This window comes from Maritimibacter fusiformis (assembly GCF_008086115.1).
GTDB classification, from domain to species: Bacteria; Pseudomonadota; Alphaproteobacteria; order Rhodobacterales; family Rhodobacteraceae; genus Muriiphilus; species Muriiphilus fusiformis.
The window spans coordinates 121,386-145,729 of record NZ_VSIY01000004.1 but is presented as its reverse complement, the minus strand read 5'-3'; the positions used below and the strand labels follow the sequence as shown (position 1 = coordinate 145,729).

Below are 24,344 nucleotides of genomic sequence, written 5' to 3'. Positions count from 1 at the left end.
AAAAGGGATATGAACAGAACCGAGTTCATCATCGTGACGGCGATCATCCTGTTCGTCGCCTTCGCGCTGGGGTGGTTCGCGCACTGGCTGATCCATCGGTTCACGCGGGTTGCGGGCGCCGACATGGGCGAGATCGACCGCCTGGCACAGTCGCTTCACGAAGCCGAGGAAACCCGCGATCAGGCGATCATCTACCTGCAACAGCGCGAGGCCGAGATGGCCAACCAGTTGCACCAGACCGAAGCCGAATTGCGGGCCGCAATGGACGGGCTTCGCGAGGCCCGGCAGGAAGCCGAGGAACTGCGCGCCTATATCGAACGCGTCAGCCAACACTAGGCGCGGCCCGCTGCGCGCCAGACCGGCAACGGCCTTGACCCGCGCGGACGATCGCCCTTGCGACGGCCGTCAAAGCGGTGTCAGTTAAGCCGGAAATCGGACAGACCCCGGCAGGATCAGGGAGGACAGACATGCGCGCAGGACTTGCAGCCCTGGTGGTGGCCTATGTGCTGAGCCAGTTCTACCGCGCGTTCCTGCCGGTCATGACGCCGGTGCTGTCCACCGATCTCGGCGCCAGCGCCGAGGCCCTGTCACGCGCATCTGGCCTGTGGTTCCTGACCTTCGCGGCGATGCAGATCCCGGTGGGTTGGGCGCTCGACCATGTCGGGCCACGCCGCACGGCGGCGGTGCTGCTGGGCGTTGGTGGCGGCGGTGGTGCGGCGCTGTTCGCGCTGGCCAGTGCGCCCTGGCACATCCAGGCCTCGATGGTGCTGCTGGGAATCGCCTGCGCCCCGGTCCTGATGGCGTCCTTCTTCATCTTCGCGCGCATGTTCTCGACCAACATGTTCGGCACGCTGGCCGGGGCAACCATCGGATTCGGCGCGTTCGGCAATATCGCGGGCTCCCTGCCGATGGCCTGGGCGGTCGAGGCGTTCGGCTGGCGCGAGACGCTTTGGGGTCTGACCGCAATCACCATCACCGTCGCCCTGCTGGTCTGGTTCCTGGTCCAGGACCCGCCACCCGTTGCCTCTGCCGAGGGCGAGCCCAAGGGGTCTTTGCTGACGCTGCTGAAAATGCCGGCGCTGTGGCTGATCATCCCGATCCAGTTCTTCAGCTATGCCCCATCCGCAGGGTTGCGCGGGCTTTGGGCCGGCCCCTACATGAGCGACATCTACGGGCTGGACGCCAGCGGCATCGGGCTCGTCACGCTGGCGATGGGCATCGCGATGATCATCGGCAACGTCCTTTATGGCCCGCTAGACCGGGTGTTCGGCACGCGCAAATGGGTGGTCTTCTGGGGTAACACGCTGTCGGCCCTGTGCATCTTCGGGCTGTGGCTCTGGCCGCAAAGCGGGGTTGCCAGCGCCACGATCCTGCTGGCCGCCGCCGGTCTGTTCGGCGCGTCCTTTCCGGCGATCATGGCGCATGCGCGCAGCTTCTTTCCCGCGCATCTGACGGGTCGGGGGGTGACGTTGCTCAATCTGTTCGGGATCGGGGGCGTCGGGGTGTTCCAGTTCGCCTCGGGGTCGGTCTTTGCTGCCGCCAGCGCCGGAGGCGACCCGGTGGCCGCCTACCAGACGCTGTTTCTGTTCTTCGGCATCCCGGTCGTGATCGGTCTGGCGATCTATCTGTTCTCGCAAGACCGCACCGACTGAGCCCGATCCGGTCAGGCCGCCCGTCGTTGGCGCGGTCGACGACGTTTCGCGCCCTGCGGTTTCGGCTTACTGGCATGCGGCTGTGAGCGCCGGCCACCGCCGCCGCCGCCACCGCGCCCGCCACGCTTGGCCGGTGCGACCTCTTCGGGCCGGTTGCCGCCGAGCACGGGGATCTCGATCTTCATGGTCTTCTCGATCTGGCGCAGAAGCCCGATCTCGTCGCCTGCGACAAAAGCGATGGCATCGCCATCGGCGCCTGCCCGCGCGGTGCGCCCGATCCGGTGGACGTAGTTTTCCGGCACTTCCGGCAGGTCGAAGTTGTAGACGTGGCTGACCCCCGGAATGTCGATGCCGCGCGCCGCAACATCGGTGGCGACGAGGATACGCGCCTGGCCGTCACGAAATGCCTTCAGCGCCCGGTCACGCTGGCCCTGCGACTTGTTGCCGTGGATCGACACCGCGTCGTAGCCCTCCGAAACAAGGTGCTTCATCAGACGTTCGGCCCCGTGCTTGGTGCGCCCGAAGACCAGCGCGAGACCCTCGGGCGAGGCGTTCAGGTAGTTCTTGAGCAAGGTGACCTTGTGGTCCTTGCCATCGGCCCAGTGCACGCCCTGGGTGATCTTGTCGGCGGCCCGGCCCGGGGTGGCGACCTGCACCCGCAGCGGGCTGGTCAGATAGGCGCCTGCGATCTCTTCCATCTGCTTGGGCATGGTGGCCGAGAACAGCATGGTCTGACGCGGCGTGCCCAGCTTCGGCGCGATCCGGCGCAGCGCGTGGATGAAGCCCATGTCGAGCATGTGGTCGGCCTCGTCCAGCACCAGGAAGGTGGCGGCATCCAGTCGGATCGCGCCGCGGTCCATCAGGTCGATCAGCCGGCCCGGCGTCGCCACAAGGATATCGGTGCCGCGCGACAGATTCTCGGCCTGGCGACCGATCGAGACACCGCCGACAACGGTGACGACCTTCATGTGCGTGCCCTTGACGTAGACCCGGAGGTGGTCGGCGATCTGGCTGACCAGTTCACGGGTCGGCGCCAGGATCAGCGCGCGGGTGGTCTTCGGCTCGCGCTTGTCGTGCGACGTCATCAGCTTGTGGATCAAGGGCAGGCCGAACGCCGCCGTCTTGCCGGTGCCGGTCTGGGCCAGGCCCATCACGTCGCGCCCGCCCAGAACGGCCGGGATGGCCTCGATCTGGATCGGGGTCGGTTTGTCATAGCCCGCGGCCTTCACGGCGGCGAGCAGCTTCGGGTCGAGCCCGAGCGTGTCGAATGTAGTCATGTATCTCTTTCCGCGGCGCCAAGGGGCCGCATGACGGGTCCGCGGCGCAGAATGCGCCCGGTCAGTGCAAAGGTTCGGTCCAGCCTCGCGGCAAGGCCCCTGCCCTGCCACCGTCCGGCCCGTTGACCCCCCTGCGTGATGTGGGAACCTGTGTGACGCCGACCGATCCGGTTCATCGCGCCTCATGTCTTTCCGTGCCGGCGACCCGGGGTCGTCTCGGCGGGCGGCTCACGCGGCCGCAAGAAAGTTGCGGCCTCATCACATCATATCGGGATGAAGTCAACGTTAATCGGCGTGCACCCCCCTTTTACCTTCGGGGGGTTTCAGGTATCAGCCGGGCGTCTTGATCGCCAAGAAGTCAACGAAGGAGCACAGCCAGATGGGCTACAAGGTCGTCGTCTGCGGCGCCACGGGCAACGTGGGCCGTGAAATGCTGAACATTCTGGCCGAACGCCAGTTCCCGATCGACGAGATCGTCGCGCTCGCCTCGCGCCGCTCTCTCGGCACCGAAGTGAGTTTTGGCGACGAGACCCTCAAGACCAAGGATCTGGATACCTTCGACTTCACCGGCTGGGACATGGCGCTGTTCGCCATCGGTTCGGACGCGACGAAGAAATATGCGCCCATCGCCGCCAAGGCGGGCTGTGTGGTGATCGACAACTCGTCGCTCTACCGCTACGACCCGCAGGTGCCGCTGATCGTGCCCGAGGTGAACCCCGAGGCGATCCACGGCTATTCCAAGAAGAACATCATCGCCAACCCCAACTGTTCGACCGCGCAGATGGTGGTGGCGCTGAAACCGCTGCATGACCGCGCCCGGATCAAGCGCGTCGTGGTCTCGACCTATCAATCGGTGTCGGGCGCGGGCAAGGAAGGCATGGACGAGCTTTGGGACCAGACCAAGGGCATGTATGTGCCGGGTCAGGAACGCGAGCCGTCGAAGTTCACCAAGCAGATCGCCTTCAACGTCATTCCCCATATCGACGTCTTTCTCGAAGACGGCTCGACCAAGGAGGAATGGAAAATGGTCGCCGAGACCAAGAAGATCGTCGACCCGAAGATCAAGGTCACGGCCACCTGCGTGCGGGTGCCGGTGTTCGTCGGTCATTCCGAAGCGATCAACATCGAGTTCGAGGATTTCCTCGACGAGGACGAGGCCCGCGACATCCTGCGCGAGGCGCCGGGCATCCTGGTCGTCGACAAGCGCGAGGACGGTGGCTATGTCACCCCGGTGGAATGCGCCGGCGATTATGCCACCTTCATCAGCCGTATCCGGCAGGACTCGACCATCGAGAACGGGCTGAACCTGTGGTGCGTGTCCGACAATCTGCGCAAGGGCGCGGCGCTGAACGCGGTGCAGATCGCCGAACTTCTGGGCCGCGAGGTTCTGAAGAAGGGCTAGATCTCTTCGGGTTTCTGGAAATCGCCGCCGGGCCTGTCAGGTCCGGCGGTTTTTTTATGGCGTTTTCGTTCGCCCGGTCACACCCCGTCCCCGACAAACGCCTTTTCCACCACGAACTCACGCGGCTCGCTGTTCGCGCCCTCGCGCAGACCGAGCCTTTCCAGCAGCGCTTTGGCATCGACGTTGAAGGCATAGCTGCCGCAGACCATCGCCCGGTCCCGCGCCGGATCGAAGGCGTCGACGCCGAGGTCGCGAAACACCTGCCCCGAGGCAATCGTGTCTGTGATCCGCCCCATCTGCGCCGACGGCTCCCGGGTTGTGGTCGGATAATAAAGCACGCGCCCGTTGCACAGTTCATCGACCAGCGGCGTCTCCGGCAGCGCGGCGATAACGCTGGCGCCGTATGCCAGTTCGCTGGCGGTCCGGCAGGCGTGCATGACGATGACCTGTTCGAAACGCTCATAGGTCTCGACATCGCGCAGGATCGAGGCGAAGGGCGCGAACCCCGTGCCGGTGGCCAGCAGCCAGAGGCGCTTGCCGGGCAAGAGCGCGTCGTGCACCAGCGTGCCGACGGGCTTGGGGCGCAGGATGATCTCGTCGCCGGGCTTGATGTGGCGCAGACGCGAGGTCAGGGGGCCGTTCTCGACCTTGATGGAGTAGAATTCCAGCTCATCCGCCCAGAACGGCGCGGCGATGGAATAGGCGCGCAGCAGCGGTTTTCCGTTGTCGTCGGGCAGTCCGATCATCACGAACTCACCGGACCGGAACCGCAGGCTTTCGGGTCGGGTGACGTGGAACGAGAACAGGTTGTCGTCCCAATGGGTGACGTCGGTCACGGTCTGAAGATCGCTTGCGGGCATGGTCTCTCCGAATTGCAGCGGTGGGTTAATCCGTGGCCAGAGTCTGGCCACCATCGACCAGCAGCGTCTGCCCGGTGATCCAGCGCGCGGCGTCGGAGCACAGGAACAGCACGCTCGGCAGGATGTCGGCGGCGGTTCCCAGACGCCCCGCCGGCAGCTTTGCCAGCGTGCGCCGGTAGAGGTCGGGCCGCTCGGTCTCGGCCTGGTCCCAGAAGCCTCCATCAAAGCGCGTCGAGCCGGGGGCGATGGCGTTGATCCGCACGGCCCTGTCGGCGAATTCGGCGGCCAGGCAGGTCACGACATGTTCCAGCCCCAGCTTGGCCGCGCCGTAGGCCATGGTCTGCGGCACATGCCCGCGCGCGGTGCGCGACGAGCACACAAGCACCGCGCCCTGACTGGCGACAAGGGCGTCGCGGCAGGCCTCGACCAGCCGGACCGGCGCCATCAGGTCGGTTTCGAAGCTCGTGCGGAAGTCATCATCGGATCGCCCGGTCGCGCCCGCCGTGACGGTCACAAGCAGAACATCCACACCGCCCAGCGCCGCCTGCGCCCGCCCGGCCCAATCCGCGCACCCGGCCGCCGTGGCAAGATCCGCCGATGCCGCGAAATGGCCCGTGCCGGGAAGGCCCGACAGCACCGCCTGCAATGCGGCGTCGTCGCGGCTTCCCAGTGCCACACGCGCACCGGCAGAGGCCATCGCCCGCGCCGCCACACGCCCCAGACCGCGACTTGCCCCGGCGATCAACACCCGTTTTTCCGCAAACGACAGTTCCACGGCACGTTCCCCTTTTGCGTCGAGATAACCTTAAACTTCGTTTTTTTCATGTTGCAACAGAAAAGTTTGAAAGGCATGGTGCATAGACGCATACACCTTGCTAATCTGAACGCTCGACCGCCCGGAACGAGAGAAACGCAATGCCAGGTTCACGACGCTCAGACGCGGCACCGCAGAAAAAGACGGGCAGCAAGCGCGTCAATCGTGCCTCGCCGCTGGCGAGCAATCGCAAGATCAGCCGCAAGACCGAGGGCGTGCAGGCCGCCATCCTCGAAACCGCCGCGCAGATCTTCGCGCGCAAGGGTTACTACCTGACCAAGCTGTCGGACATCTCGGACGAGCTGGGGATGCATGTGACCGCCCTGCGCTATCACTTCACCACCAAGGACGTGATCGCCGCCGAGATCGTGAACCGAGTGATCCGCACCAACCTCGACAGCCTGTGCCAGACGCTCGAAGACCTCGGCCCCGAGACCAGCAGCCGCGACAAGATCGCCGCCGCGATCCAGACCTACATGCGGGTGTCCGCCGCGAACAAGGCAGGGATCGCGGCCCACGGGAATATCGTGAATCAACTGCCGGTCGAGGTGAAGGACGAGCATTACGAGCTGCTGCACGAGTTCCTCGACATCTGGCGCGACCTGGTCAGCGAAGCCGCCGCGCGCGGCGAATTGCGCCCGGGGCTCAGCCCTTCGATTGCCACGCAGGTGATCCTCGGAACCGTGATCTGGTCGCGCGAATGGTATCGGCCAGAGATCGGGACGCCCGACAACATCGCCGCGGAAATGACCAGGATGCTGTTCGGCGGCCTCATGACGGATGAGCCGTCGCCCGCACGAAAACCCGGACCGGCGCGCGACTGACGCGACCGATTCTCTACCCCTCCAATTGATCCCGATGCCCGCTGCGCGGGTCTGACCGCTGCCACGGCGGGTCGGAATTGCTGTGCGTCTCGACCGTTTTTCTATTCAGTGACGAAATTTCGGTCTGACGATGAAAAAAGCATTGAAATGCGAAATCGCTGTGCATTATCCTCGTCGAAACGGCAAGGAGCGGAACTGTTGGAACTCGATCTATTCGTGTCCGGTATCGGCGGTCAGGGCGTTCAACTGATCGGCAAGACGATCGCGCTGGCCGCGCTGCGCGAGGATCGTCACGTCATGTTTTCGGGCGAATTCGGCGGGCACATGCGCGGCGGCAGTTCGGTCGTTACCGTGGTGATCGGACCCGACCCCGTGCGCGCGCTGCCCAACCTGCCCTCGGCGGGCACCGCCATCGCGATGTCGCATTCGTTCTGGGAAAAGGTCGGCCCGCGCCTGCGTCCCGGCAGTCTGATCCTGGCCGAGGAAACCATCGCGGACGCGCTGCCCGACACCGAAGGGCACATACTGGTGCGCGTCCCCGCCCTTGCGCTGGGCACCCGGGCGGGCAACCGGCTGTCGGCCTCGATGGCGATGATGGGGGCGTTTTCGGAACTGACCGGCGCGATCGGGCTTCAGTCGCTCGAAGAGGCGATGACCGAACAACTGCCGCCCTACCGCAAGCAACATGCCGGAACCAACGCCAGCGCCATCGCGCTGGGCGCCGAACACATCCGGGCCGAGGGTCTCTCGGGCCGCCACCCGGCGCCGTATCTGGCCGAAAGCATCCCGGCATGACCGCTCGGACAGAAGACAAGGCGCCGGCGCGCGCGGTCACGCGCGGCACCGTGGTGATCGACATCGACCGTTGCAAGGGCTGCGAATTGTGCATCCCGGCATGCCCGCCGCAGGTGCTGACCATGTCAACCGAGGGCAACAGCCTCGGGTATCTCTACCCGATCCTGGAGCCGGGCTGCACCGGCTGCACGGCCTGCCTGCAGGTCTGCCCCGACTTCGTGTTCGAAATCTATCGCTATGACGACCCCATCGACGAGACCACGGCGACCGAGGAGACGATCCGATGACCGAAATGCGCCTGCTGGACGGCTCCGAAGCCATCGTCGAGGCCGCTCTTCTGGCCGGCGCCCGGTTCTTTGCCGGCTATCCCATGGCCCCCGCGACCGAATTGCTGGAGCATATGGCAGCCAAGTTGCCCCGGGTCGACGGGGTCTGCATCAATGCCGATTCCGAGCTTCAGGCGGTCAACATGGCGCTGGGCGCGGCCCAGGTCGGGGCACGGGCGGCGACCGGCTCCTGCGGTCAGGGGCTGGCCCTGATGCAGGAGGCGATTGCCGAGGCGGCGCTGAACGAAACGCCGCTGGTGATCTTCAACATCGCCCGCAATCAGCAGGATTATTTCCAGGCGACCCGGGGCGGCGGCTGGGGCGATTATCGCACCGTGACCTTCGCGCCAAAAGATCTGCACGAAGCGGTCGAGCACACGCACCTCGCCTTTCACGTCGCCGACAAATACCGCGTGCCGGTGATCTTTATGGCCGACAACCTGATTGCGCGCACCCAGATGGGCACCGCCCTGCCGGTGCCGGAGCTTGAAACGCTGCCCCCGAAAGACTGGGCGCTGGACGGCACCATGGGCGGCACCGGCGCGTCTCGATGGATCTGGACCTTCGGTGGCGGCAAGGCGAACCGGCCCGGCGTCGGGCCCGACGGCTATTGGCGCCAGATCGCGGACAAGTTCGACCGGATCGCCAAGGCCGAGGCACGCCATGAACAGGGCTTTTGCGACGACGCCGAATGCGTGGTCGTAGCCTTCGGCTCCGGCGGCAAGTTCGTGGAACACGTGGTGCGCGAATTGCGCGCCGAAGGGCACAAGATCGGGTTTTTCCGCCCGGTCACGCTCTGGCCCTTCCCCTCCGAAGCCCTCGAGGCGGCGACCGAAAACGCCAGCAATATCCTCGTGTTCGAATTGAACGCCGGGCAGATGATCGACGACGTGCGCCTTGCCGTTGAAGGCCGCGACCGGATCAAGCCGATCGGCGGGATCAGTTTCGACGATTCCGGCCTCAACATCGGGCCTCTGATGGATGCCCGCGTGATCCGCACCCGCATCCTGGACCAGTTGGCCGGCAAGCCGCTGACCGAACTGCCCTACACCGGAATGGGAGCATACCTGTGAGAGCCATCGACACCAGCCTGCCGCCCCAGCGCCCCGCGACGAAGACCGCCGAGTTCAAGCCGTCGCTGCTGTTGAAGGAAGACCACCACCTGTGCGCCGGTTGCGGCGAGCCGGTGGCGATCCGTCTGATCCTCGAGGTGATCGAGGAGCTTGAACTGACGCAAAACAACGTCTGCATCCTCGGGCACGGCTGCTACGGCTCGTTCATCATGCTGATGGATGTGGACTCGACACTGTGCCTGCACGGGCGCGCGCCTGCGGTTGCCACCGGGATGAAGCGGATGCGGCCCGGCGTGGCGATCTGGACGCTTCAAGGCGACGGCGACATGACCAGTGAAGGGTTGGCCGAAATCATGCAGACCGCCGCACGCGGCGAGGATGTCACCTGTTTCATGCTGAACAATGGCGTGTTCGGCGACACCGGCGGGCAGATGACGGCCTCGTCGGTGATCGGGCAACGCACCAAGAACACCATCGAGGGGCGCGATGCGGGCTATCACGGCAACCCCATCCAACTGGCCGAGATCCTGTCGCAGATGCCCGGCGCCGGCTATGTCGCGCGCGGCTCTGTCCACAATGCCGCCTCGATCAACGCGACGCGCAAGATGATCCGCAAGGCGTTTCAGCGCCCGATGGACGGGCATGGGCTGGCGCTGATGGAGATTCTCACGATGTGTCCCACCGGCTGGTTCGTGCCGCCCGGCGAAGGCGCCGAATACATGATGGAATCGCTGGGAAAGGTCTATGGCCTAGGCGAATTGAAGGATGCCGGCGCGGCATCCGATGACGACAGTGACGACTGATCGGTAACGCGGAGACCATCAGCCATGACCCAGCTTGTCCATTCCATCCTGACCGTCGCGGCCAACACCGCGCCCGATGCGCTGGCCGCGACACTGGGCGACGAGGCGATGCGGTTCGACGATGTCAGGTCGTTGACCGGGCGCTATGTCAAGGTGCTGGGCGATCTGGGCCTCGGGCATGGCGACCGGGTTGCGGTGCAGGCCGAATTCACGCTGGAGCAGATCGCGTTGTTCTTCGCCAGCCAGCACATCGGCGCGGCCTTTACCCCGATCAACCCCGCCTGCAACCTGGCCGAAGTTGCCGAGATCGTCGCCTACCTGCGCCCGGCGGTGCTGGTGCAGGACCAGACCCGCGGGGCGGAAATGACGGCTGCTCTGCACACCGCCGTGCCGCGCCATGCGACCTTGGGCGATACGGCACCGGACGGCTCGGACGCACTCGGCCCACGACTTGAGGCCGCGCCCGCACAGGTCGATGCTCCCTCGCCGACCCGGGAAGACGATGCGCACGCGATCTTTCTCACCTCCGGCTCGACCGGTCGACCCAAGGGGGTGGTTCTGTCGCACCGGGCAAGCTGGCTGCGCTCGCATCTCGGGGCCTCGCGGTTCGTGTCCGCCGGCGGGCGGGGCGAACTTCTGACCTTTCCGATGTTTCACTGGGCCGGATGGAACTACCTGCTTGAGAACTGGGCGCACAAACGCCCGATCCATTTCGTGCCCGAGGCCAGCGGCGACGGCATCGCCGAGGCCATCGCGCGGCACGATCCGGCCTTCCTCTATGCCATCCCGGCGGTGTGGGAGCGTATCCTCGCCAGCCCCGTCGCCTTCGACGGCACCCGGTTGCGTGCCATCGGCTCGGGCACGTCCCGCTTTGATCCGGCGTTGATGGTTCGGCTGGCCGAACGGTTTCCCAATGCCAGCCGGGGCGTTTTCTATGGCTCGACCGAATTCGGCGGTGCCTGCTCGCTGCACGACGACGAAATCTCGCGCCGCCCCGGCTCGGTCGGGATGCCGGGTCCGGGCATCGAGGCGCGCATCTGTGACGGCGAGTTGCAGTTGCGCGGGCCGACGGTGATGTCGGGCTATTTCGACCTTCCGGAGCAGAGCACCGAGGTGTTTCAGGACGGCTGGTATCGGACAGGCGATCTGGCCGAGTGCGATGCCGACGGGTTCATCACCATCACCGGCCGCGCCCGCGAAGTGATCCGCTCGGGCGGTGAGGCCATCGCGCCCGCCGAGGTCGAACTGGCCCTGCAGGGGTTTCCCGGCATCCGGGGCGTGGCCGTGGTCGGGCTGGACGACAGCACCTGGGGCGAAATCGTCTGCATGGTGACCGAACTGGAAAACGGCACGCCCTGCCCGCCGGTCTCGGCCATCCGCTCATATCTTGAGGGGCGCATCGCCCCCTACAAGCATCCGCGCCGCATCATCGCATTGCCCGAACTGCCGCGAACGCCGGCGACCGGGCAGATCATGCGCGCGCGCATCAAGCAGATCGTGCAGGCCGACATGGCCTGACACATCGGCCCGCCCCGGGGAGGAAGAACGGGGCGGCACAACACTGAAGAACAACACTCACGGGAGGAGACAAAATGTTGGACAGACGCCATTTCATGCTCGGCACGACCGCCGTTCTGGGAACCGCCGCCGCGCCGAAGTTCCTGCGCGCGCAATCGGAGCCGATCAGGATCGGCCTGATCACCACGTTGAGCGGACCGGGCCAGATCTATGGCCAGTATATTCAGGACGGCTGCGAGCTTGCCGTCGACCTGATCAACGCCAGGGGCGGCGTCAACGGTCAGCCGATCGAGCTGATCGTGCGCGACGACCGCAACTCGCCCGACGGCGCGCTGGTGGCTTTCCGCGAACTGGCCGGCGACGGCGTCAAGCTGTTCGCGCAGGGCACCTTTACCGCCAACGTGCTGGCGACGCTGCCGCTGCTCGAGCAGAACGATGTCACGATGATGGTGGTCGGCACCTCGTCGCTGGCGATCACGCACCAGAACTACACGCGCAACATGTTCCGGCTGGGTTATTCCTCGCCGATGTGTTTCGGCGGCTACGGCCACCTGATGGCCGAACGCTTCCCCGAGATCAGCAACTGGGCGATGGTGCGCTCGGATGTGCAATCTCTGAAGGACATCACCGACGCCTTCGAAGCCGGGATGCGCGCCAAGGCCGCCGCCGACGGGCGCGAGGTCAACATGCAGGAGCCGATCCTGGTGCCCTACAACGGCGCCGATTTCCGCAATCAGATCTCGCAGGTGACCAATTCAGGCGCCGAAGGGCTGTTCAACTGCCTTCAGGGCGCCGATGCGATCACCTATTACAAGCAGGCGCGCAGCTTCCAGATGGACAAGCAGTTCAAGCTGATGTGCGACAGCGCCAACGAGCTGACGGTGGCAAAGGCGCTGGGCAACAAGATGCTCGACTCGCTGTGGAGCTGGACCGGCTGGTATCCGCAGGCGGCCGAAAACAACCCGACCTCGGATGCGCTGCTGGCCGCCTATATCGAGAAGCGCGACGATCCCTATCCCAACTGGTTCGTCGGCGTCGCTCACGACTGTATCGCGACGCTGGCCGAGGCGATCGGGTCCACCGGATCGACCGCCGCCGCCGACCTGATCCCGGCGATCGAGGCGCAGAGCTTCCAGGGCGCGACCGGCACCGTCGCCTTCCGCACCGAGGACCATTCGTTCGCGGGCGACCTGACCTATATCCGCTTCGGCAAGTCCGAGAGCAGCGAAACCGGCTGGGAGGTGTTCGAAAGCGTCCAGATGGCCGGGGTCGATTTCCTCGAACCGGCCACACCCGGCCGTGAACTGCAATAGGCGGCCCGGGCCGTGCTGTTCACGTTCATCAACAGCCTGACGCTCGGCATGGCGGTCTTTCTGGTCGCCGCCGGGCTGACGCTGATCTTCGGCATCATGCGCATTCTGAACTTTGCGCATGGTGCCTTCTTCATGCTGGGCGCCTACCTGACCAGCACGCTGATCGGCGACATGCCGGGGTCGATCTGGGTTCTGATCGGCGCGTCGATGCTGTCGGGGCTGGTGGTCGGGGTGCTGGGCCTTGTGGTCCAGCACTTCGTTCTCAGCAAGCTCGAGGATGTCGACGAACACTTCATGCTGATTGCCACCTACGCAGTGATGCTGCTGTGCGTCGGCGCCATCAAGATGACCTGGGGGCTCGAATTCCACTCGGTCGATCCACCGCCTGGGCTGGACCTGGGCGTCGTGATCTTCGGAACCTTCGTGCCCAGCTTCTCGCTGTTCATCATCGGGGCGGGCGTGGCGGTGTTTCTGGTGCTCGACCATGTCATCCACTGTTCGTGGAGCGGCAAGCTGGCCGTGGCCATCGCCCGTGACGGCTGGATGAGCAACCTGATGGGCGTCAACGGGCCGCTCGGGGTCAGGATGGTGGTCGGCGCGTCCTTCGCGCTGGCGGGTCTGGCCGGGGGGCTGTTGCTGCCCAACCAGACGCTGTCGCCGGCGCTCGGCGACACCTTTCTGCTCATGGCCTTCATCACCATCGTGATCGGCGGGCTTGGCAACATCCGGGGCGCCTTCATCGCCGCGATCATCCTGGCGGTGATCGACGGTCTCAACATCCTGTTCCTGCCCGGCTTTCCGGGCGTCTTGATCTACGTGGGGATGGTCACATGTCTTCTTCTCTGGCCGAACGGGATTCTCGGCGAAAGCCGGCTTTGACCCGGCCGGGCATCAACAACACGCTGATCGCGCTCGCCACGCTCACCTTGCTGGCGATGCCGTTCCTGACCAATTCCGGCCTGCTCTACCTGGTCGGAACGACCCTGGTGCTGGGGGTCTATTCGGTCGGCTGGAACCTTCTGTTCAGCTGGGCGGGGCTGGCCTCGTTCGGCTCGGGCGGGCTGTTCGCCATCGGGGCCTATGTGTCGGCGGCAGCGATCCGGGCAGGTTATGACCAGTTTTTCCTGCTGATCGTTCTGGCCGGGGCCGGGGCCGGGGCGCTGGTCGCGATGCTGGTCGGGCTGGTGGCGCTCCGGCGCACCACCGGCATCTTTTTCGCCATCCTCACGCTGTCGCTGTCAGAGCTTCTGCGTCACACCCTGATGCACACGCGATCGCTCGGGTCCGAGGACGGGCTGTCCAACATCACCCGGCCGGTGCTGTCGCTGGGGGTGGTGGAGATCGACCTGACCTCGGGGCCGACCTACTACTGGTTCATCTGCGTTTCCGCAGCGGTCATCCTGGGACTGTGCTGGTGGCTGACGCACGGGCCGTTCGGGCGCCGCCTGCTGGCAGTGCGTCATGATATCGAACGCGCGGGTTTCATCGGCATCGACGTGCATCGCAGCCGCCTCGCCGCGCTGGTGATCTCGGGGGCGGTGGCCGGCTGCGCGGGCGCGATCTATGCCCCCTGGGCGCAGATCGTCACGCCGGAACTGTCCGGCATGGTCCGCTCGACCCAGCCGATCCTGTTCACGCTGCTGGGCGGCCTCCAATCGTTCTGGGGACCGATGATCGGGGCCTTCGTCTTCATGGTCATCGAATACGCCACCCGCACCTTGGTCGGCATTCAGGAAATCATCACCGGGGCGATCCTTCTCGCCGTCATCCTCGCCTTCCGGGCCGGGATCGCCGGCAGCTGGAACGCGCTGATCGACCGGCTGACCGAAAGGCGGGCGGACAAATGAGCATCATCGAACTTGACCGCATCACCAAGAGCTATGGCCCGATCGAGGTGCTGCACGGCATCGACGCACGGGTGGACGAGGGCGAGGTCTTTGCCATCATCGGCCCGAACGGTGCGGGCAAGACCACGCTGTTCAAGGTGATGACCGGTGAGTCGCTTGCCAATGCCGGAACGGTGCGGTTCGACGGGCAGGACGTGACCCGGATGCCGCCGCATCTGCGCATTCGTGCCGGCATGGGGCGCACCTTTCAGGTGGCGCGGGTGTTCAATCCGCTGACCGCGCTCGACAACGTCGTGACCGCGATCGAGGCGCGAAAGCGTGCACAGGGCAGGACCGATCACGCCTGGTGGGCGATCCGCCCCTCTGCCCCCACCCGCGACGAGGCGATGGGGCTGCTCGAGGGCGTGACGCTGGCGGGCAAGGCGAAGATGCAGGCCGCCGACCTGTCGCACGGCGACCGCAAGCGGCTGGAACTGGCGGTGACACTGGCGGGGCGGCCCCGTGTGCTGATGATGGACGAACCCACCGCCGGCATGTCGCCGGTCGACCGCGAGCAGGTCAGCCACCTGATCCGGCGCGTGATGAAGCCCGAGACCGAGGGCGGATTGTCTGCCCCCGGGCAGAAACTGACCGTCATCATGACCGAACACGACATGTCGGTGATCTTCGGACTGGCCTCGCGGATTATGGTGATGAACCAGGGCAAGCGCATCGCGCTCGGCCCGGTCGAGGACATCCGCAACGACCCGCATGTGCGCGAGGTCTATCTCGGCAAGGAAGACCAGCACGAGGAGTTGGACGCATGATCGCCGCCGAGGACATCAATGCCTTCTACGGCCCCAGCCACATCCTGTTCGACCTGTCGTTCAGCATGGCCGCGACGGAACGCGTCGCGGTGGTGGGGCGCAACGGCGCGGGCAAGTCGACGCTGCTGAAATCGCTGATGAACGCCGGCCCGCGTGTCGAGGGCAAGGTCAGCTGGCAGGGCCGGAGCCTTGGCCGCAGCGCCGCCTATAAACGCGCCCGGCTGGGCCTGCAGATGGTGCCGGAGGACCGGCGAATCTATCATCACCTCACGGTGCGCGAGAACGTCAGGATCGCCGGGCACGCCCGCCCTTCCTCGGCCCCGCGCCTCGACCCTGATGCGGTGCTGGCGCAGTTCCCGATGCTCGAGCCGCTGCGCGACCGGATGGGGTTCCAGCTGTCCGGCGGGCAACAGCAGATCCTAGCGATCGCCCGGGCGGTGGCCGCGCACCCGACCGTGATGCTGCTGGATGAACCGACCGAGGGCGTCGCCCCGGCGATTGTCGAGGACATGGTCGGCACCATCCGCGACATGTGCGACAGCACCGGGATGGGGCTGCTGTTGTGCGAGCAGAACCTGTGGTTCGCCCGTAAGCTGACCGACCGGATCGTGGTGATGGACACCGGCCGGATTGCCTTTGACGGCACATGGCAGGAATTCGCGGCGCGGCCCGAGATCAAGGAAACTCACCTCGCGCTCTGAGCCAGTGCCACCGGCCGCGCCGGGTTTTGCCGATGCGACATGCGAACGCTATGCGCCGGACCCGCGTCCGGTTAGCGTGTCGGCGAGTGTCAATTCGAAAGGTCCAAGCCCATGCGTCTCGCAACCGTTTCCCTCATCGCCCTGATTGCCGCCACCCCCGCGCTGGCCGACGAGGTGTTCTCGCAAGCGCCGGTCTCGGCGGTCACGGTCTATCCGCAGGGCGCCGAGATGACCCTGCGCGCCACCGTCGATCTGCCGGCGGGCGAGCACCGGGTATTTCTGCCCTATGCCGGCGTCGACGATCTGACCGCGCTGCCACGCGTCAGGACCTCGCCGGGCGTGGCCATCGGCGCGCTTGGGTTCCGCCGGGCCATGAGCGTCGACCGCGAGGCCCTGTTCACCGAGGCGCAGGCCGCTGCCTTCGACCGGCTCGAGGCGCTCGATGATGCGGTCGCGGTGCAAGAGGACGAGATCGCCGCCGCGCGGTCCAGGGTGCAGGCGCTGGATGCGCGGCTGGCGTTTCTCGCGGCTGCGAAACCCGGCGAGGACGTGGACGCCGAGACCATGCTGGCCCTGCTCGACACCATAACGAACGAGACTGGCGCCGCCCAGGCCGACAAGGTGGCCGCCAGTGCGGCGCTCCGGCCGCTGCTCGACGCGCTGGAGGAGTTGCAGGGCGAACGAAAGGCCGCCCAGCGCGCCTTCGACCGTCTGGCCCCGCCCGCCGCGGTCAACGACATGCTGGTGGTTGACGTGACGGTTGCGACCGCCGGGCCGGTCACGCTGGAACTGACCGAGTTGACCCGCGATGCCAAGTGGGAGGTGGATTACGACCTCGACCTGGACCGGGACGCCGGCAGCCTCGATATCGCGCGCAAGTTGATCGTGGTGCAGGAAACCGGCCGGGTGTGGTCGGAGGCCGACCTGACCCTTTCGACGGCGCGACCGGGCGAGGCGGTCGGACCATCGCCCGTCGACCCCGATCAGGCCCGCATCCACGACGAAATCACACTGATGCGCGGTGACGCGGCGCCGGCCCCTATGGTGGAACGCGAGATGGGTGCCGAGGTTGCGGAATTGTTTGTCGAAGACCCCAAGATGACCACGGCCGCGTTGCAGGTGGACGGGCTGTCGCTGTCCTATGTCTATCCCGACCCGGTCACCATTGCCTCGGGCGAGGCGGCCGAGCTCGCGCTCGATACCCTGACCGTCGAGGCCGACCCGACGATCGAGGCCGCACCGCGCTATGACGACACCGCCTTCGTTATGGCGACCCTGACCAACACGACCGGCGAGCCGATCCTGCCCGGCATGGCAAATATCCTGCGCGACGGGCACCTTGTCGGGCGTGAACAGATTTCGCTGATCCCCGCCGGTGCCGAGACCACGCTGCCGTTCGGTCCGATCGAGGGCATCCGGCTCGACACCATCTTCGCGCGCAATGCCGAGGGTGACGCCGGCATCATCACGCGCTCCAACACCCGCGAGCAGCAGATCACCTTTACCGTCGAGAACCTGACCGAAGAGACCCAGCAGGTGCGCGCGCTGTTCCCGCTGACCTATTCCGAACAGGAGGATCTGCGGGTGAAGGTCACGGCCCAGCCCGCGCCGGACGAGCGGGACATCGACGACAAGCGTGGCGTATCAGCCTGGGATCTGTCGCTGGCGCCGGGCGAGACCAAGGCGGTTTCGATCACCGTCAAGCTGGATTGGCCCGAAGGCAAGATGCTGAACTGGTATCCGTAACGGCGCCCCTTTTCGCAGGCCGCGTCCAATCGGTTTTTTCCGGACCACAACTTCGCGTTGTGGCCCGGTTCCGTTCTGGACGGTCGCGAATCCGGCGTTCCGGGCGAGAATCACACCCCGATTCGTCGTGCCACATCTGTGGCGAAAATCGGCGAAACGTGGCAGCGATGCGGTCTTCTGGCGCTCGGGAAAGGGAAAAAAGGTGTCAAAATGGTGAATCGCCACCTTCTTGCCCCAATTCGGCAGAATTCCCGCCTGATTCAGGGGTGATCTTGTTCATATCGGAACAGAAATGAGACGACGGAAGACAAAATTATGGCTGCCACCATAGACACCAAGAACACCGCCGAAATTCTGGTCTTCACGCGCCCCTGCAAGGGCGTCGACCAGACTGACAGCAAGCGTCGTCTGCCGCCGATCAGCAGCGCCGAGGTCGAGAGCATCTTCGATCACGCGCTGGAGAAGAATACCCGCCGCCGAGCGGTCTGACCGACAGATCGCCCTGCGAAACCCACTCACGAGCTTGCCACTCACTCACCGGCCAATCGGCCACAATACTGGGGAAGAACCATGAAAAACAACGTCATCGCCTTCGATCGCACCCGCTTCGCCACCCGCCGCGCCGCTGCCAGGGCCGCCGTCGGCGAATTGCGCGACAACGTCGTCTCGATCGCCGACTACCGCACCCGGACCCGCCCGCGCCGGACCGCCTCGGGCGTGTTCTTCACCACCGGCGTTCTGTGCACTTTCGGCAGCGTCGCCTGAGCGTCCGCAACCGAACCTTCATCCCAAATTTACCCCGGGAGATACCGAGATGACCAACGTGACCCTTCTTGACAAAGCCCGCCGCGGACGCGAGGCCGCCATTGCTTCGCTGAACGGCAATCAGACCCGCGGCGACAATGTGGTTTCGATCTTCGAGAGCGCCTTTGACGCGCCGCGCAGCCGGTCGGAAGCCCCGACGCCGACCAACGTGGTCGAGTTCCGCTCGACGCGCACCGCGATGGCCGCGCCGCGTCGCCTTGCCGCCTGACTTCGCGACGGCAGGCGCCCGGCGCGCCTGCCCGCCTCACTCGCCCGAAAGGCGAGCAGGCCACTAGCCCGCGGCCCAGAAAAACCGCACCAGGTGAAACAGCACCGGGGCCGAGAACACCACCGAGTCGAGCCGGTCTATGAACCCGCCCTGTCCCGGTATCAGATGGCCCCAGTCGCGCACGCCCTTGTCGCGCTTGATCGCCCCCATAACCATGCCGCCGCCATAGCCGACCAGTGACACCGTGGCCGACATCAGCATGGCCTGCCAGGTGTTGAACGGCGTGATCCACCACAAAAGCGTGCCCAGCGCGGTTCCGATCAGGACCGCACCCACCAGGCCCTCCCAGGTGCGCGAATGCGGCACGGCGGGCGCAATGCGGTGCCGGCCCATGATCCGGGGGGCGACGAAATGGGCCACGTCGGCGGCCTGCACCACGATGGTCAGCCAGGCGATCAGCAGGATTGCCTTGTGCGAATAGTCCGGTATCTCCAGCCACAACAGCGCCGGCGCATGCGAGGCGGCGAAGATGCACAGCATCAGGCCCCACTGGGTTTCCGCCACCCGGGTCAGAAACCCGGACGTATCCCCGCGCAGGACCGCGAGCACCGGCAGGAACAGGAAGGCATAGACCGGAATGAAGATCGTCATCAGCCCGATCCAGCCGGCCGCGACAAAGATGTATTGCAGGGGCAACGCCACGAAAAACGAGAACATGAGAACCCAGTGATCGGCGCGGCGCTTGGCGGTCAGGGTCAGGAACTCGCGCAGGGCCGCGAAGGACAGGATCGCGAACAGCACCACCACCCCGCCGCGGCCGAAAAACGCGGCCAGCGACAGCAGCACCACCATCGCCCACCAGGTATTGATCCGAGTGAACAGGGTTTCGACCAGTATGCTGGTGCCCTCGGGCACCCCCCAGCGCCGAAGCCCGCCGGCGATCAGCGTCGCCGCGGTCAGCGCCAGGATCAGCCCGGTCACGAGCGACGAAAAGTCGGCGTGAATCATCCCTCGCCCCCCTTCGCCAGCGCTTCGAGCGCGTCATGGGCCCGGCCCAGAAAGCTCGCCTTGTCCTCGCCGCGCGCGATATGCACCGGCGGGCCGAAGGTCACGGTGCAGATCAGCGGCACCGGCACCACCTCGCCCTTGGGCAACACCGAGTTGAGGTTGTCGATCCAGGTCGGCACCAGGTCGACATCGGGCCGCTTGCGGGCGAGGTGATAGAGGCCGGACTTGAATTCCAGCAGCGGCGTGTCGGTCAGGTTGCGCTTGCCCTCGGGAAACAGGATCAGGCTGGCGCCGGCGTCGAGCGCCGCGATCATCCGGGCCACCGGGTCTTCGTCCTCGGCCCGCGCCTCGGGGTCGCGGTTGATCAGCACCGCCTTGAACACATCGCGCCCGGCAAAGGCGCGCAGCCGGTTCTTGAGCCAGTAATCCGAGGCCGCCACGGGCCGGGTGTTGCGGCGCAGGAAACCCGGCAGTACCGCCCAGATCAGCACGAAATCCGCATTCGACGTGTGGTTGGCGAAATAGACCCGCTGGCGCGGCACGGGTTCTGTCCCCGCCCAGATCGCCCGCGGCGCGGTGACAAGGCGAATGAACAGCGTGATCGCGTGCCCCACGATCACGGCTGCGGCCGATTTGATCACGGCGGTCCTCCCCACCGTGCCGGTCGTGACGGTCAGACCGGCTGGAAATCCCCGCTTTCGGGGTCATAGCACAACAAGGCGCCTTCGCCGATGTCGTGCCACAAGCCGTGCAAGGTCAAGACCTCGTCATCCACGGCTTCCTTGACGAAGGGGAATGTCATGAGGTTGTCGAGCGAGACCATCACCGCCTGACGCTCCAGCGCCGCGACGCAGTCATCGCCGGAGCAACTGTCCTTGACGCGGTCATATCCGGGTTTGAGCGTATCCATCCAGCGCCCGATGAAGCTGGTGTCCTCGGTCAGTTCCGGCGCGGCCCCGGTGGTCATGTCATAAAAGCCACGCACCCCGCCACAGCTCGAATGCCCGATCACGATGATATGCGCCACCTTCAGCGCCGCCACCGCGTATTCGATCGTCGCCGAGGTGCCGTGTTTCTGCCCGTCCGGCTCGTAGGGCGGCACCAGGTTGGCGATGTTGCGGTGGATGAAGAATTCACCCTGGTCGGCCCCGAAGATCGAGGTGACATGCACGCGGCTGTCGCAGCAGGAAATGATCATCGCACGCGGGTGCTGTCCTTCGGACGCAAGCCGGCGGTACCACGACTTGTTTTCGGCAAAGGATGTCGCCTTCCAGCCATGATAGCGCTGGACGAGATAATTCGGAAGCGGGCGTGCGTGTTTCATGGTCTCCCCTGTAGGCCTTGAACCCTGATCGGTTTCTATGCGGGTTTTACATGAAATTCGAGCGATTTATGGCATCGCGGGAAACCTTTTCTTGACCTCGGATTGCGATGGTGCGGCGGGTGCCGGGGGAAATTGGGGTGTGAACGTGACTGCCGTATTGAGACTACGCCATGAAGAACCGGTCCGGCTGGACCGGGATCAGCTTGAAGCGATGTATCGAAATCTCGGGCCGACCGGGGCGGATACCGTCGTGAATCAGGCGCTAGAGGAACTGGCCGCAGGGTTGTCGCGGGCCGGCAAGCAATACCGTGCCCACCGATTCGACCAGATGCGCGCCACGCTCAGGGCGCTGATCGCGATATCGCGCCAGCTTGGGCTGACCTCGACCGCACGGGTTGCGCGCGATGTGCTCGACCTGTCGGACAGCACCGATGCAGCCGCCCTCGCGGCCACGATTGCCCGGCTTGAACGGATCGGGGAAAGCTCGTTGATCGCGATCTGGGACTTGCAGGATCTTTCGATCTGACCGGTCTTGCGGCCCGGCGCGCAAGGCGTAGTCTGACGCCAACGCAAACCTGGACCGGACCGCCATGCCCCTGACCTTCGCCGCCGCTACCGACGATTCCCTGCCGCTCTTCCTCGTCGAAAAGGGGGGGCTGGCGGCGGTTGTCGACCGGCTCGACCCGGCCCAGCGCGCCTGGGTCGAGGCCAGCGGATTTGACGCCGGGCTGGGCGACGTGCTGATGGTGCCCGGCCATGCCGGCGACCATGCACTTGGCCTGATCGGCCACGGCGACGACACCGCGCGCCGCCGCAGCCGGTTCGGCCTGGCGGCGGCCCGCGCCAAGCTGCCCAAGGCAACCTTCCACCTGGTGTCCGACCTTGACGGTCCGGCGCTGGAGGAGGCGGCGCTTGGCTGGCTTCTGGCCGGCTACCGCTTCACCCGCTACCACGACGCACCGGCGCCGAAGGCACAGCTTGTCGCACCGGCTGGCGTCGTTCCAGCGCGGCTCGAGGCGATCGCCGCGGGCGAGGCGCTGACCCGCGACCTGATCAACACGCCATCGTCCGACATGGGGCCGGACGAACTTGAAGCCGCCGCCCGCGCGCTGGCCGAAGACTTCGGTGCCACCGTCTCGGTCATCACCGGCGAGGCGCTCCTGTCCGAGAATCTGCCGATGATCCACGCGGTCGGCCGCGCTTCAACCCGCACGCCGCGCCTGATCGACCTGCGCTGGGGCGACACCGGGCCGACACTCACACTCGTCGGCAAGGGGGTGTGTTTCGACACCGGCGGGCTGAACCTGAAGCCCGCGGCCTCGATGGGGCTGATGAAAAAGGACATGGGCGGCGCGGCGACCGTGCTGGGGCTGGCGCGGATGATCATGGCGCTGGGCCTCGGGCTGCGGCTCCGGGTGTTGATCCCGGCGGTGGAGAACGCCGTCAGCGGCAATGCCTTCCGGCCCAGCGACATCCTGACCAGCCGCAAGGGGCTGACGGTCGAGATCAACAACACCGATGCCGAGGGGCGGTTGGTTCTGGCCGACGCGCTGGCGCTGGCGGATGAGGAAACGCCCGACCTGGTGGTGTCGATGGCCACGCTGACCGGGGCGGCACGGGTCGCGGTCGGCCCCGATCTCGCGCCGTTCTATTCGACCGATGAGACAGACGCGACTGCCGTGAAATCCGCCGCCGCCCGGGTCGCCGATCCGGTCTGGGAGATGCCGTTCTGGCCCCCCTACGACGCGCTGATCGAACCCGGCATCGCCGACCTCGACAACGCGCCGTCCGGCGGCATGGCCGGTTCGATTACCGCCGCCCTGTTCCTGCGCCGCTTCGTCACCGACACGCCACGCTACATGCATTTCGACATCTACGGCTGGCAGCCCAAGGACGCGCCCGCCCGGCCCAAGGGCGGCGTCGGCCAGGGCGCACGCGCGCTTCTGGCCGCCCTGCCCGACCTGCTGCCATCGTGAGCGATCCGCGCCTGGTCCCGGCAAACGGCCGTGTCGCGAATGAGGCGCTGCGCGGCACCGTCGAGGCCGACCGCTACGTCACGCCTACACCGATGACGGTCGGGCATGTGACCACGCCGCTGCGCGCCCAGCCCCATGACATCGGCGCACCGCGCCAGAAAGAGCTGATCCTGGGCGAGACCTTCGACATGCTCGAGGACGACGGCACCTGGGCCTTCGGTCAATGCGCCCGCGACGGCTATGTCGGCTATGTCGTGCGCGCGGCACTGGTGGAGCCGACCGTCACCGCGACCCACGTGATCGCCGCGCGGCAATCGCTTCTCATCGACCATCCCCGCATCAGGAACGCCGACGAACCCCTGCCGCTGTCCTTCGGCACCCGTGTCGAGGTGCTGGAGTCCGTCGATGACTTCGCCTCGGTGCTGATCCCTTTCACCTTCGACGACCGCGACGCGCACAAGACAACGACCGGCGGCTACCTTCCGCTGGCGCATCTGCGCCCGCTCGACCAGCACGAACCCGACCCGGTGGCGGTGGCGGAGCGGTTTCTCGGCACGCCTTACCATTGGGGCGGCGACAGCGGCTTCGGCATCGATTGCTCCGGCCTGGTGCAAGCGGCGCTGATCGCCTGCGGCATCGCCTGCCCGCGTGACAGCGATCAGCAGATCACGCTGGGCGAGGCGGCCACCGGCCCCACCCGGCGTGGCGATCTGATTTTCTGGAAAGGTCACGTCGCGATGGCACTGGACGAGCAGGTGATGATCCATGCCAGCGCGCACCGGATGGCGGTCGTTCAGGAAGGCATAGAGGCCGCCGCCGCGCGGATCGCGGCACAGGGCGACGGGCCGATCATCGCCCGGCGGCGGATCACTCCACCGCGCGGATGAACTTGCGGTCGAACACGCGCAGAACCGCGCCGAGGTCGTGCCCGCGTTTCAGGATGCGCCCATCCATGCCGATCACCGCATATTGCCCCTGCCGCCCGCGCAGCTTGGGCCGCTTCTCGATCCGGTAGATCGGATGCTCGGCGGTGCGCCGGAACACCGAGAACACGGCGACATCCTTTAGAAAACTCATGCCGTAATCGCGCCATTCTCCGGCTGCCACCATCCGGCCATACAGCCCGAGGATCGCGCCAAGCTCTCGCCGGTCGAAAGCGACCCGATCATCGGCATGTTTTCGGGGAAAAGGGGTCGGGGCCTGCATGTTCATGATCTGAGGATGGGGCCAACCGGCGCGCAAATCA

Annotated in this window: 28 protein-coding genes; 21 read left to right on the top strand and 7 right to left on the bottom strand. The window is 66.0% G+C overall.

Going from position 1 to position 24,344, the window contains the following annotated elements:
* Positions 1–9 precede the first annotated feature (9 nt).
* Complete coding sequence (locus tag FVF75_RS04750; protein ID WP_148376728.1) at positions 10–336, top strand: hypothetical protein; 327 nt, start codon at positions 10–12, stop codon at positions 334–336.
* Positions 337–467: 131 nt separating this feature from the next.
* On the top strand, positions 468–1,652 hold the full coding sequence (locus tag FVF75_RS04745; protein ID WP_148376726.1) for an MFS transporter: 1,185 nt from the start codon (positions 468–470) through the stop codon (positions 1,650–1,652).
* A gap of 11 nt (positions 1,653–1,663) precedes the next feature.
* On the opposite strand, the gene FVF75_RS04740 is transcribed toward FVF75_RS04745, so the two are convergent.
* The gene (locus FVF75_RS04740; RefSeq protein WP_148376724.1) at positions 1,664–2,929 is read right to left on the bottom strand and encodes a DEAD/DEAH box helicase; all 1,266 of its coding nucleotides are present in this window, start codon (positions 2,927–2,929) and stop codon (positions 1,664–1,666) included.
* Between the two features lie 379 nt (positions 2,930–3,308).
* On the opposite strand from FVF75_RS04740, the gene FVF75_RS04735 reads away from it, so the two are divergent.
* Positions 3,309–4,331, top strand: coding sequence for an aspartate-semialdehyde dehydrogenase (locus FVF75_RS04735; RefSeq protein ID WP_148376721.1), 1,023 nt, complete (start codon positions 3,309–3,311; stop codon positions 4,329–4,331).
* Between the two features lie 77 nt (positions 4,332–4,408).
* Here the strand turns inward: FVF75_RS04735 and FVF75_RS04730 are convergent, their stop codons facing one another.
* Together FVF75_RS04730 and FVF75_RS04725 are read right to left on the bottom strand one after the other, a co-directional pair.
* On the bottom strand, positions 4,409–5,191 hold the full coding sequence (locus tag FVF75_RS04730) for a ferredoxin--NADP reductase (protein WP_166129474.1): 783 nt from the start codon (positions 5,189–5,191) through the stop codon (positions 4,409–4,411).
* 25 nt (positions 5,192–5,216) lie between these two features.
* The gene (locus tag FVF75_RS04725; protein WP_148376717.1) at positions 5,217–5,966 is read right to left on the bottom strand and encodes an SDR family NAD(P)-dependent oxidoreductase; all 750 of its coding nucleotides are present in this window, start codon (positions 5,964–5,966) and stop codon (positions 5,217–5,219) included.
* A 140-nt stretch (positions 5,967–6,106) separates the two neighbouring features.
* On the opposite strand from FVF75_RS04725, the gene FVF75_RS04720 reads away from it, so the two are divergent.
* From FVF75_RS04720 to FVF75_RS04655, 15 genes are all read left to right on the top strand, one after another.
* Entirely contained in the window at positions 6,107–6,829 is a 723-nt protein-coding gene (locus FVF75_RS04720; RefSeq protein ID WP_148376715.1) for a TetR/AcrR family transcriptional regulator, read from the top strand.
* Between the two features lie 198 nt (positions 6,830–7,027).
* Complete coding sequence (locus tag FVF75_RS04715; protein WP_148376714.1) at positions 7,028–7,624, top strand: 2-oxoacid:ferredoxin oxidoreductase subunit gamma family protein; 597 nt, start codon at positions 7,028–7,030, stop codon at positions 7,622–7,624.
* Entirely contained in the window at positions 7,621–7,911 is a 291-nt protein-coding gene (locus FVF75_RS04710; RefSeq protein ID WP_148376712.1) for a 4Fe-4S dicluster domain-containing protein, read from the top strand. Before FVF75_RS04715 ends, FVF75_RS04710 begins: the two co-directional genes overlap by 4 nt.
* Positions 7,908–9,023 (top strand): thiamine pyrophosphate-binding protein, encoded by a 1,116-nt coding sequence (locus FVF75_RS04705; RefSeq protein ID WP_148376710.1) that lies wholly within the window; start codon positions 7,908–7,910, stop codon positions 9,021–9,023. The genes FVF75_RS04710 and FVF75_RS04705 overlap by 4 nt, the downstream gene beginning before the upstream one ends.
* A complete protein-coding gene (locus FVF75_RS04700) occupies positions 9,020–9,826 on the top strand; it encodes a thiamine pyrophosphate-dependent enzyme (RefSeq protein ID WP_148376708.1) in 807 nt (268 codons plus the stop codon). The genes FVF75_RS04705 and FVF75_RS04700 overlap by 4 nt, the downstream gene beginning before the upstream one ends.
* Before the next feature lie 24 nt (positions 9,827–9,850).
* Positions 9,851–11,344: a class I adenylate-forming enzyme family protein gene (locus tag FVF75_RS04695; RefSeq protein WP_148376706.1), complete on the top strand. Its 1,494-nt coding sequence runs from the start codon at positions 9,851–9,853 to the stop codon at positions 11,342–11,344.
* 74 nt (positions 11,345–11,418) lie between these two features.
* Positions 11,419–12,657: an ABC transporter substrate-binding protein gene (locus FVF75_RS04690; protein ID WP_148376704.1), complete on the top strand. Its 1,239-nt coding sequence runs from the start codon at positions 11,419–11,421 to the stop codon at positions 12,655–12,657.
* Between the two features lie 12 nt (positions 12,658–12,669).
* Complete coding sequence (locus FVF75_RS04685; RefSeq protein ID WP_222861195.1) at positions 12,670–13,536, top strand: branched-chain amino acid ABC transporter permease; 867 nt, start codon at positions 12,670–12,672, stop codon at positions 13,534–13,536.
* A complete protein-coding gene (locus tag FVF75_RS04680) occupies positions 13,533–14,504 on the top strand; it encodes a branched-chain amino acid ABC transporter permease (protein ID WP_222861194.1) in 972 nt (323 codons plus the stop codon). Before FVF75_RS04685 ends, FVF75_RS04680 begins: the two co-directional genes overlap by 4 nt.
* Positions 14,501–15,310 carry an ABC transporter ATP-binding protein gene (locus FVF75_RS04675; protein WP_166129447.1) on the top strand — a complete coding sequence of 270 codons (810 nt, stop codon included), beginning with the start codon at positions 14,501–14,503 and terminating at the stop codon, positions 15,308–15,310. The genes FVF75_RS04680 and FVF75_RS04675 overlap by 4 nt, the downstream gene beginning before the upstream one ends.
* On the top strand, positions 15,307–16,011 hold the full coding sequence (locus FVF75_RS04670; RefSeq protein ID WP_148376700.1) for an ABC transporter ATP-binding protein: 705 nt from the start codon (positions 15,307–15,309) through the stop codon (positions 16,009–16,011). The genes FVF75_RS04675 and FVF75_RS04670 overlap by 4 nt, the downstream gene beginning before the upstream one ends.
* Positions 16,012–16,122: 111 nt before the next feature.
* On the top strand, positions 16,123–17,757 hold the full coding sequence (locus FVF75_RS04665) for a DUF4139 domain-containing protein (RefSeq protein WP_148376698.1): 1,635 nt from the start codon (positions 16,123–16,125) through the stop codon (positions 17,755–17,757).
* 315 nt (positions 17,758–18,072) lie between these two features.
* Positions 18,073–18,246, top strand: coding sequence for a hypothetical protein (locus tag FVF75_RS17495; RefSeq protein WP_187392977.1), 174 nt, complete (start codon positions 18,073–18,075; stop codon positions 18,244–18,246).
* A gap of 81 nt (positions 18,247–18,327) precedes the next feature.
* Positions 18,328–18,522, top strand: coding sequence for a hypothetical protein (locus FVF75_RS04660; protein ID WP_148376696.1), 195 nt, complete (start codon positions 18,328–18,330; stop codon positions 18,520–18,522).
* A 49-nt stretch (positions 18,523–18,571) separates the two neighbouring features.
* The gene (locus FVF75_RS04655) at positions 18,572–18,790 is read left to right on the top strand and encodes a hypothetical protein (RefSeq protein ID WP_148376694.1); all 219 of its coding nucleotides are present in this window, start codon (positions 18,572–18,574) and stop codon (positions 18,788–18,790) included.
* A 63-nt stretch (positions 18,791–18,853) separates the two neighbouring features.
* Here the strand turns inward: FVF75_RS04655 and FVF75_RS04650 are convergent, their stop codons facing one another.
* Genes FVF75_RS04650 through FVF75_RS04640 form a run of 3 tightly spaced genes read right to left on the bottom strand, consistent with a single transcriptional unit; the run spans position 18,854 to position 21,122 of the window.
* Positions 18,854–19,798 carry a phosphatidate cytidylyltransferase gene (locus FVF75_RS04650; RefSeq protein WP_187392976.1) on the bottom strand — a complete coding sequence of 315 codons (945 nt, stop codon included), beginning with the start codon at positions 19,796–19,798 and terminating at the stop codon, positions 18,854–18,856.
* Positions 19,795–20,439, bottom strand: coding sequence for a lysophospholipid acyltransferase family protein (locus FVF75_RS04645; RefSeq protein WP_246138000.1), 645 nt, complete (start codon positions 20,437–20,439; stop codon positions 19,795–19,797). The genes FVF75_RS04650 and FVF75_RS04645 overlap by 4 nt, the downstream gene beginning before the upstream one ends.
* A gap of 32 nt (positions 20,440–20,471) precedes the next feature.
* Entirely contained in the window at positions 20,472–21,122 is a 651-nt protein-coding gene (locus FVF75_RS04640) for a carbonic anhydrase (RefSeq protein ID WP_148376690.1), read from the bottom strand.
* A 250-nt stretch (positions 21,123–21,372) separates the two neighbouring features.
* Between FVF75_RS04640 and FVF75_RS04635 the strand changes: the two genes are divergently transcribed.
* From FVF75_RS04635 to FVF75_RS04625, 3 genes are all read left to right on the top strand, one after another.
* Positions 21,373–21,648 carry a hypothetical protein gene (locus FVF75_RS04635; RefSeq protein ID WP_246137999.1) on the top strand — a complete coding sequence of 92 codons (276 nt, stop codon included), beginning with the start codon at positions 21,373–21,375 and terminating at the stop codon, positions 21,646–21,648.
* 64 nt (positions 21,649–21,712) lie between these two features.
* A complete protein-coding gene (locus FVF75_RS04630; protein ID WP_148376688.1) occupies positions 21,713–23,098 on the top strand; it encodes a leucyl aminopeptidase family protein in 1,386 nt (461 codons plus the stop codon).
* Entirely contained in the window at positions 23,095–23,985 is an 891-nt protein-coding gene (locus FVF75_RS04625; protein WP_246137998.1) for a C40 family peptidase, read from the top strand. Before FVF75_RS04630 ends, FVF75_RS04625 begins: the two co-directional genes overlap by 4 nt.
* Here FVF75_RS04625 and FVF75_RS04620 read toward each other — a convergent pair.
* Positions 23,966–24,310 (bottom strand): DUF2794 domain-containing protein, encoded by a 345-nt coding sequence (locus FVF75_RS04620; RefSeq protein WP_148376687.1) that lies wholly within the window; start codon positions 24,308–24,310, stop codon positions 23,966–23,968. The two genes, FVF75_RS04625 and FVF75_RS04620, sit on opposite strands and share 20 nt — an antisense overlap.
* Positions 24,311–24,344 lie beyond the last annotated feature (34 nt).